Annotated in this window: 4 protein-coding genes; all 4 read right to left on the minus strand. The window is 61.2% G+C overall.

Going from position 1 to position 10,128, the window contains the following annotated elements:
* Positions 1-112: 112 nt before the first annotated feature.
* Positions 113-4,279 (minus strand): DNA-directed RNA polymerase subunit beta', encoded by a 4,167-nt coding sequence (rpoC, locus tag ACP5E6_RS13290; RefSeq protein ID WP_427954753.1) that lies wholly within the window; start codon positions 4,277-4,279, stop codon positions 113-115.
* 66 nt (positions 4,280-4,345) lie between these two features.
* Positions 4,346-8,527 carry a DNA-directed RNA polymerase subunit beta gene (gene rpoB / locus ACP5E6_RS13295; RefSeq protein WP_427954758.1) on the minus strand — a complete coding sequence of 1,394 codons (4,182 nt, stop codon included), beginning with the start codon at positions 8,525-8,527 and terminating at the stop codon, positions 4,346-4,348.
* Between the two features lie 201 nt (positions 8,528-8,728).
* Positions 8,729-9,106, minus strand: a complete 378-nt coding sequence (rplL, locus tag ACP5E6_RS13300) for a 50S ribosomal protein L7/L12 (RefSeq protein WP_427954754.1) — start codon at positions 9,104-9,106, stop codon at positions 8,729-8,731.
* Between the two features lie 221 nt (positions 9,107-9,327).
* On the minus strand, positions 9,328-9,864 hold the full coding sequence (gene rplJ, locus ACP5E6_RS13305) for a 50S ribosomal protein L10 (RefSeq protein ID WP_427954755.1): 537 nt from the start codon (positions 9,862-9,864) through the stop codon (positions 9,328-9,330).
* Positions 9,865-10,128: the final 264 nt, after the last annotated feature.

Below are 10,128 nucleotides of genomic sequence, written 5' to 3' on the forward strand. Positions count from 1 at the left end.
CCGATCCCATTGGATCGGATGTAGTGCTCTAGGATATTGATAAATAGAGCATTTTCATCCGATCAGATGACTTCATCTGATCGGAAAATGCTCTAGCTGAACCGCGCCCGGCCTACTCCGCCGCCACCTCGCGCCGTGACGGCAGCGCCGTGCGCGTCTGCGCCAGCGTGGTCTTGTCGCGCCCGACCGCAATCGCCCGCAACCGGCTCATCACGCTGCCGGTACCCGCCGGGATCAACCGCCCGACGATCACGTTTTCCTTCAACCCGAGCAGATTGTCGGTCTTGCCGGCGGTTGCCGCTTCGGTCAGCACCCGCGTGGTTTCCTGGAACGAGGCCGCCGAAATGAAGCTCAGCGTCTGCAGGCTCGCCTTGGTAATGCCCTGCAGCACCGGCAAGCCGCTCGCCGGCCGTTCGTCCAGCTTCACCCGCCGCTCGTTCTCGGTCTCGAACTCGATCCGGTCGACCAGCTCGCCGATCAGATAGGTCGTATCCCCCGGCTCGGTGATCTCGATCTTCTGCAACATCTGGCGCACCACGACTTCGATATGCTTGTCGTTGATCTTCACACCCTGCAGTCGATAGACATCCTGGATTTCATTGACGAGGTAATCCGACAGCGCCTCAACCCCCAGCACGCGCAGAATATCATGCGGCACGCGCGGACCATCGACCAGCGGGTCACCCCGATGCACGTAATCGCCCTCCTGCACCGACATGTGCTTGCCCTTCGGCAACAGATACTCGGTCTCCTCGCCGGTCTCGTCGTTCTTGACCAGAATACGGCGCTTCGCCTTGTAATCCTTGCCGATTTCCACCCGACCATCGATTTCCGCGATGATCGCGTGATCCTTCGGCCGCCGTGCCTCGAACAATTCCGCCACGCGCGGCAGACCGCCGGTGATGTCGCGGGTTTTCGAGCCTTCGCGCGGCATCCGGGCCAGCACGTCACCCGCCTGCACCGTCGCCCCGTTCTCGACCGACAAAATCGAATCCGGCGGCAGGAACGAGCGCGCCTCGGCGCCGTTGGCCAGCCGCACGATCTCACCCTTTTCATCCTTCAGCAGCAGGCGCGGCCGCAAATCCGCCCCCTTGGCCGATTGCTTGTAATCGACCACCACTTTGGAGGTCAGTCCGGTCACATCATCGACCCGCTCAACCAGCGTGACACCTTCGAGCAGATCGGCGAATTCGACCACGCCGCCCCGCTCGGTGATGATCGGCAGCGTGTAGGGGTCCCACTCGGCCAGTTTCTCGCCGCGCGTGACACTCTGGCCTTCCTCGGTCAGCAACCGTGCGCCGTAGGGGACGCGGAACTTCGCCCGTTCCCGCCCGGCCGCATCGGTGATCGCGAGTTCGCAATTGCGGCTCATCACCACCGGCACGCCGGCCGAATTCGCCACCACATTGCGGTTCTTCACCGTCACCGTGCCGTCATGGCTGGCCTCGACGTTGGATTGCTCGGCGCCGCGCTGCGCCGCACCACCGATATGGAAGGTACGCATCGTCAACTGCGTGCCCGGCTCGCCGATCGACTGCGCCGCGATCACGCCCACCGCCTCGCCGGCATTCACCGGCGTGCCGCGCGCCAGATCGCGCCCGTAACACATTGCGCAGACGCCAACCTTGGATTCGCAGGTCAGCACCGAGCGGATCTTGACCTGCTCAACCCCTGATTTGTCGATCCGGTCGGCCTCGATCTCCTCGATCAGCGTGTTGGCCGCAATGATCAGCGACCCATCGGTCGGATCGAATACGTCCTCGGCCGTGGTGCGGCCCAGGGTGCGCTCGGCGAGGCCCGAAATCACCTCACCGCCATCCATCACCGCCCGCACCGTCAGGCCGCGCTCGGTGCCGCAATCATGCGCGATGATGATGCAATCCTGCGCGACATCGACGAGCCGGCGGGTCAAATAACCCGAGTTCGCCGTTTTCAACGCGGTATCCGCCAGGCCTTTACGCGCGCCATGCGTCGAGTTGAAATACTCGGCAACCGTCAGGCCTTCCTTGAAGTTGGACAGAATCGGCTGCTCGATGATCTCGCCCGAGGGCTTGGCCATCAACCCGCGCATACCGGCGAGCTGACGCATCTGGGTCGGCGACCCACGCGCGCCGGAATGGCTCATCATCCACACCGAATTGGTCGGCTTGCCCGGCTCCTGCTTGGAAATCTCGCGCATCATCGCGGCGGCAACCGTATCGTTGCAGCGCGACCACGCGTCGATCACCTTATTGTAGCGCTCGCCCGCCGTGATCAAACCATCATGATACTGCGCCTCGAATTCCTTGACCTCGGCCTGCGTCTTCTCCAGCAATTCGTGCTTCTCAGCCGGGATCACCATATCGTCCTTGCCGAACGAAATCCCCGCCTTGGCCGCATGGGTGAAGCCGAGCGCCATCATCCGGTCACAAAAGATCACCGCCTCTTTCTGGCCGGTGTGGCGATACACCGCATCGATCACGTCGGAGACCGATTTCTTGGTGAGCTGGCGGTTGACCAGCGAATACGGCACCTCATGATGCAGCGGCAGCAAATTGCCGATCATGGTGCGTCCCGCCGTGGTCACCACCACCTTGCTGCTCCGCGTGCCATCGGCATTCACCACCGCGACCCGCGCGCGAATCCGATCGTGCAGCTTGATCCTGCCGGCGCTGAGCGCATGCTCGATCTCGCCCGAAGTGCCGAACGCCGGCGCGTCCTGATCGGCGACGGCGGAAAATTCGGGCGTCTCCAGCGACAGATAGTACAGACCCAGAACGATATCCTGGCTCGGCACAATGATCGGCTTGCCGTTCGCCGGGTTGAGGATGTTGTTGGTGCTCATCATCAGCACCCGCGCCTCGAGCTGCGCCTCGATCGAGAGCGGCACATGCACCGCCATCTGATCGCCGTCGAAATCGGCGTTGAACGCGGTGCAGACCAACGGATGCAACCGGATCGCCTTGCCCTCGATCAAGATCGGCTCGAACGCCTGAATGCCCAGGCGATGCAAGGTCGGCGCGCGGTTCAGCATCACCGGATGCTCGCGAATCACCTCTTCGAGAATGTCCCACACCTCGGGGCGTTCCTTCTCGACCATCCGCTTCGCCGCCTTGATGGTGGTAGCGAGCCCGTATTTCTCCAGCTTGGCGTAAATGAACGGCTTGAACAATTCGAGCGCCATCTTCTTCGGCAGGCCACACTGGTGCAGCTTGAGTTCCGGCCCGACCACGATGACCGAACGGCCCGAATAATCGACGCGCTTGCCCAGCAAATTCTGGCGGAACCGCCCCTGCTTGCCTTTCAGCATGTCCGACAGCGACTTCAACGGCCGCTTGTTGGTCCCGGTGATCGCCCGGCCGCGCCGCCCGTTGTCGAACAGCGCATCCACGCTCTCCTGCAACATGCGCTTCTCGTTGCGCACAATAATATCCGGTGCCCGCAACTCGATCAGCCGCTTCAGACGATTGTTGCGGTTGATCACGCGGCGATACAGATCGTTCAAATCCGAGGTCGCGAAACGTCCGCCATCCAACGGCACCAACGGCCGCAGTTCAGGCGGAATCACCGGCACCACATCCAGGATCATCCACTCCGGCCGCGTGCCGGATTCGATGAACGCCTCGACCAGCTTGAGCCGTTTGACCAGCTTCTTGCGCTTGGCCTCGGAGGTCGCCTCCTTGAGGTCCGCCCGCATCACCGCCTGCTCAGCCTGCAGATCGACCTGAGCGAGAATCGACTTGATCGCCTCCGCCCCGATGCCTGCCTTGAACCCGTCATCGCCGAACTCGTCCTGCTTGGCGTAGAGTTCATCTTCCGACAGCAGCTGATACCGCTTCAGATCCGTGGTGTACGGATCGAGCACGATATAGCTCTCGAAATACAGGACCTTCTCCAGATCCTTCAGCGTCATCTCGACCATCGTCGCAATCCGGCTCGGCAGCGACTTCAAGAACCAGATATGCGCCACCGGCGAGGCGAGCTCGATATGCCCCATCCGCTCGCGCCGCACCTTCGCCAAGGTGACCTCGACGCCGCATTTCTCGCAGATGATGCCGCGGAACTTCATCCGCTTGTACTTGCCGCACAAGCACTCGTAATCCTTGATCGGCCCGAAAATCCGCGCACAGAACAACCCGTCCCGCTCCGGCTTGAACGTCCGGTAGTTGATCGTCTCCGGCTTCTTGATCTCGCCGAACGACCACGAGCGGATCTGTTCGGGCGAGGCGATCTGAATGCGGATCTGATCGAACGTGGCCGCCTGGCCGGTCTGGCCGAGAATCTTCATCAAGTCATTCATGCAGCAATCCCTTTCATCGACGCGGCGTGGCAGACCCACCCCGCGCCATGATCAAACCGTCAAAATTCACTCAGCCGAAAGCGTCAGATCGACGTTGAGACCAAGCGATTTCAATTCCTTGGTCAGCACGTTGAAGCTCTCCGGCACACCGGCCTCGAAATTATCCTGCTCGCGCACGATCGCCTCATAAACCTTGGTGCGGCCCGAAACATCGTCCGATTTCACGGTCAGCATTTCCTGCAACGTATAAGCCGCGCCATAGGCTTCGAGCGCCCACACTTCCATTTCGCCGAACCGCTGCCCACCGAACTGCGCCTTGCCGCCCAGCGGCTGCTGTGTGACCAGCGAATACGGCCCGATCGAACGCGCATGGATCTTGTCATCGACCATGTGCCCCAGCTTGAGCATGTACATATACCCGATGGTCACCTTCCGCTCGAACCGCTCGCCGGTCCGCCCGTCGAACACGGTCATCTGGCCGGAAATATCAAGCCCGGCCTTCGCCAGCATGTCCTCGATGTCGGTAATCCGCGCGCCATCGAACACCGGTGTCGCGATCGGCACGCCCTTGCGGATATTGCCGCACAATTCCGCCACCTCGGCCTCGTCCATGATCGCGATCTGCTTGGCATAGATCTCCTCGCCATAGACGTTCTTGAGCATGGCGTGCAGACGATCGCGCTCCTGCCCGGTCCGGCGATAATGATCGACCATCTCGCCGATCTGCCGGCCGAGATTGGCACAGGCCCAGCCCAGATGCGTCTCGAGAATCTGCCCGACATTCATCCGCGACGGCACACCCAACGGATTGAGCACGATATCGACCGCGGTGCCGTCCTCCAGGAACGGCATGTCCTCGATCGGCACCACTTTCGAAACCACACCCTTGTTGCCATGCCGCCCGGCCATCTTGTCGCCCGGCTGCAGCTTGCGCTTCACCGCGATGAAGACCTTGACCATCTTCATCACGCCCGGCGGCATCTCGTCGCCGCGCTGTAATTTCTCGACCTTGCTCTCGAACCGCGCCTGCAATTTATGTACCGCCGCATCGAATTCGCGTTTCAGCGTCTCGATCTCGGCCATCACATGGTCGTCCTGCACGGTCAGGTTCCGCCACGCCCCGCGCGGCACCTCCGCCAGCAATTCGGCATTGATTTCGCTGCCCGAGCGCACACCCTTATAGCCCGACCCGGCGACCTGCCCGAGCAGCTTCTCGCGCAACCGGTTGAGAAACGCGCGCTCCTGAATCGCCCGCTCGTCATCCCGATCCTTCGCCAGCCGCTCGATCTCCGCCCGCTCGATCGCCAGGGCGCGCTCGTCCTTGTCCACGCCGCGCCGGTTGAACACCCGCACATCCACAATCGTGCCGGTCACCCCCGGCGGCAGCTTCAGCGAGGTGTCCCGCACGTCGGAGGCCTTCTCGCCGAAAATCGCCCGCAGCAATTTCTCTTCCGGCGTCATCGGGCTCTCGCCCTTCGGCGTCACCTTACCGACCAGAATATCCCCCGGATTCACATCGGCGCCGATATAGACAATCCCCGCCTCATCCAGGTTGCGCAGCGCTTCCTCGCCGACATTCGGAATATCGCGCGTGATTTCCTCCTGCCCCAGCTTGGTGTCGCGCGCCATCACCTCGAATTCCTCGATATGGATCGACGTGAACATATCCTCGCGCGCAATCCGCTCCGAAATCAGGATCGAATCCTCGAAATTATACCCGTTCCACGGCATGAACGCGCACAGAATGTTCCGCCCCAGCGCCAATTCGCCCAACTCGGTCGACGGCCCATCGGCAATGATGTCACCACCGCCAACCCGGTCGCCCACCCGCACCAGCGGCCGCTGGTTGATGCAGGTCGACTGGTTCGAGCGCATGAACTTGCGCAACCGATAGATATCGACACCCATGGTCGTGCCGTCGTCATTGGTCGCCCGCACCACGATGCGCGCCCCATCGATCTGATCGATCACGCCGGCCCGTCGCGCCACGATGGTCGCACCCGAATCCTGCGCCACCGCCGCCTCCATCCCGGTGCCGACCAGCGGCGCATCCGAACGGATCAACGGCACCGCCTGGCGCTGCATGTTCGAGCCCATCAGCGCGCGGTTCGCGTCATCGTTCTCCAAAAACGGAATCAACGCCGCAGCAACAGAAACAAGCTGGCGCGGCGACACGTCGATCGCCGTCACTTCCTCCGGCCGCACCAGCCGGAAATCGCCGTTCCGCCGCACCGAAACCAAATCCTCGGTCAACGTCCCGTCTTCCAGCTTCGGCGCATCCGCCTGCGCCACCGTCAGCCGTTCCTCCTCCATCGCGGAGAGATACTTATAGTCATCGGAAACTTTACCATTGGTTACCATCCGGTACGGCGTCTCGATGAACCCGTACTTATTCACCTTCGCAAACGTCGCCAGCGAGTTGATCAACCCGATGTTCGGCCCTTCCGGCGTCTCGATCGGGCAGATGCGGCCATAATGCGTCGGATGCACATCGCGCACCTCGAACCCGGCCCGCTCGCGCGTCAACCCGCCCGGTCCCAAGGCGGACAAGCGCCGCTTATGCGTCACTTCCGACAGCGGATTGGTCTGATCCATGAACTGGCTCAGCTGCGAGCTACCGAAAAACTCCCGCACCGCCGCCGCCGCCGGCTTCGCATTGATCAGATCATGCGGCATCACCCCGTCGATATCGACCGAGCCCATCCGCTCCCTGATCGCCCGCTCCATCCGAAGCAAACCCACCCGATACTGATTCTCCATCAACTCACCAACCGAACGCACCCGCCGGTTGCCGAGATTATCGATGTCGTCGATCTGCCCGCGCCCATCCTTCAGATCGCACATGATCTGGATCGTGCGAATGATGTCTTCCTTGCGCAGCACCCGCATCTGGTCGTCGCACTCGATGCCCAGGCGCATATTCATCTTCACCCGCCCCACGGCGGACAGATCATAACGCTCGGAATCAAAGAACAACCCACGGAACAACGCCTCGGCGGTCTCGCTCGTCGGCGGCTCACCCGGCCGGATCACCCGATAGATATCAACCAGCGCATCCTCGCGATTCGAATTCTTATCGACCGCCAACGTATTCCGGATCCAAGGCCCCTTGGTCTGATCCACCGCCAGCGTCGGAATCACATCCAACCCGGCCGCCTCGAACACCGCCAGCTTCGCCTCGGCAATCTCCTCGCCCGCATCGGCGAAAATCTCACCCGTGTTCGGATCGTACAAATCCTCGGCCACATACCGCCCGACCAGATCGGCCCGGCTGACCAGCACATGCTTGGTCGTCTCACCGATTTTGCGCGCCGCCCGCGCCGTCAGCTTCTCCTCGGCCTTCGCCACGACCTTGCCGGTCTCGGCATCGACCAGATCCTCGACCAGCTTCGCCCCACGGAACAATTCCGGCTCGAACGGCCGCGCCCACGCGCTCTCGCCGTTCGCATCCTTGGTCCGGGTGAACGGCACCTGGCCATAGAAACTGTTCAGAATCTCCTCGGCATCCATGCCCTTGATTTCGCTGATTTCCAGCGTCTCGCCCTTGGCCGCCCGCGCCGCGCGCAGCGCCTCGGTCGCCTTGCCTTCCAGCGCGTACAGCAAGGTCGTGATCGGCAGCTTGCGCTTCCGATCGATCCGCACATACGCCAGATCCTTGGCATCGAACTCGAAATCCAGCCACGACCCGCGATACGGAATCACCCGCGCCGCAAACAAAAACTTGCCCGAAGCATGGGTCTTGCCCTTGTCGTGATCGAAAAACACGCCCGGGCTGCGATGCATCTGACTGACAATGACCCGCTCGGTCCCATTGACCACGAACGTGCCGTTATCCGTCATCAGCGGCATGTCGCCCATATAAACGGGCTGCTCCTTGATGTCGCGGATCGAGCGCGCCCCGGTATCCTCATCCAGATCCCACACGATCAACCGCAGCACCACCTTCAGCGGCGCCGCATAGGTCATCCCGCGCTGAATGCACTCTTCCACATCGTATTTCGGGTCTTCAAGCTCGTAATACACGAACTCCAACCGGCCCCGCCCCGCGAAATCATCGATCGGGAACACCGATTTGAACACTTCCTGCAAACCCGACACCGAACGCGAATCCGGCGACACGTTCATCTGCAAGAACGCATCATAACTCGCCCGCTGCACATCGATCAGATTGGGCATCGGCGTGGTTTCGGGGATTCGCCCGAAGCTCTTGCGGATGCGCTTGCGATTGGTAAAGGAAATCTTGTTCATGCCACCAGAAATCGCATTCATGCCCATACCCCGATCAATAATGTAGTAACGATCCATCGCCCAACGCAGCGACACCGTATCGTATCAGTCCCAAACCCGCCCATAAGGCGCAACAGAAAACGGGCGGAGTGCCGAAGGGCACCCCGCCGAAGTCAGGTCGAAAACGCCGCCATGAGTGGCCTCACGCGGCGTTGCGGTAAATCATTCGATGCCGACAGATGCGCCCTGCTCTTCCAAGACCTTCTTGATCTTCTCGGCCTCGTCCTTGGTGATCGCCTCTTTCACGGTCTTCGGCGCACCCTCGACCAGATCCTTGGCTTCCTTCAGCCCCAGACCCGTAATGGTGCGGATTTCCTTGATCACGTTGATCTTCTTGTCGCCCGCAGCCTTCAGCACAACGGTAAACTCGGTCTGCTCCTCAACCGGCGCCGCAGCAGCGCCCGCCGCAGGTGCCGCCGCCGCCGCTACCGGCGCCGCAGCAGAAACGCCCCACTTTTCTTCGAGCAGCTTGGAAAGCTCCGCTGCTTCGAGAACAGTGAGGGAAGAAAGTTGGTCAACTAAATTTGCAAGATCAGCCATTTCGTCAGTTCCTATAATAGTCGTTGTGATGGTTCCATGCAAGCCCGAACATTTCGGGCTCGCTCACGGCGACGCTCAGGCGAAGCAAGTCCTTCTTTTTGTGAACAAAAAGAAGCAAAAAAACTTTGTTAATCTAGCCCTTACCGGTGAAACCAGCGCGGACCAAATTCAAGAAAGTTTTTTGCTTCTTTTTTACAAAAAAGAAGCCTTCCTTACCCCCCTCACGCCGCCTCAGCGCTCTCCTCAGCCCCATTCGCCTTGGCATAAGCCGCGAAAACCCGCGCAAGTTGCCCCGCCGGCGCCTGCAGCACACCCGCAATCCGCGTCGCCGGCGCCTGGATCAGACCCAGAAGCTTGCCACGCAATTGATCGAGCGACGGCAGTTCGGCCAACGCGCGAACACCCGATGCATCGAGCATCTGAGTCCCCAACGCGCCACCGACCAGCACGAACTTCTCGTTGGTCTTGGCGAACTCGACCGCAGCCTTTGCCACCGCTACCGGATCATGCGACCACGCCAGCGCGGTCGGACCCTTCATCAGCGGCACCAGCCCGTCGAACTTGGTGCCTTCCAAAGCGATATGGGCCAAACGGTTCTTCGCCACTTTATATTGTGCGCCCGCCGCCCGCATCCGCACGCGCAACGCCGTCACATCGGCAACCGTCAACCCGTCATTACGAGTCACCACGATCATCGACGTCTCAGCGAACACGGTCGCAAGCGAGTCCACGAACTCACGCTTCTGTGCGCGATCCAATTCGGTCTCCACTCGTCAGGCATCACGCGTTTGGACCGCGCAACACCGGTTTGCCCAAAGCGGCAAGGACCATCCCAGCCGCATGTTCGCCTGTCCGTGATTGGAACCATCAGCGCTTCCACGCCTCCGACACCCCATCTACGGCCTGCGGAGTCACCCCCATTAAAGTCCCAAAGGACTACAAACCGTCTTGGACAGGTCCGGAACCACCGGCAAAAGCCGGTAACCCCGTCATGGCCGAACCAAAGCCCGGCACATTCTCAA

The organism is Acidiphilium sp., assembly GCF_049977125.1.
Lineage (GTDB): Bacteria > Pseudomonadota > Alphaproteobacteria > Acetobacterales > Acetobacteraceae > Acidiphilium.

Coding starts and splice junctions, on each gene's coding strand:
- rplL (WP_427954754.1), bottom strand. CDS start 9,106: ATGGCTGATCTTGCAAATTTAGTTGACCAACTTTCTTCCCTCACTGTT.
- rpoB (WP_427954758.1), bottom strand. CDS start 8,527: ATGAACAAGATTTCCTTTACCAATCGCAAGCGCATCCGCAAGAGCTTC.
- rpoC (WP_427954753.1), bottom strand. CDS start 4,279: ATGAATGACTTGATGAAGATTCTCGGCCAGACCGGCCAGGCGGCCACG.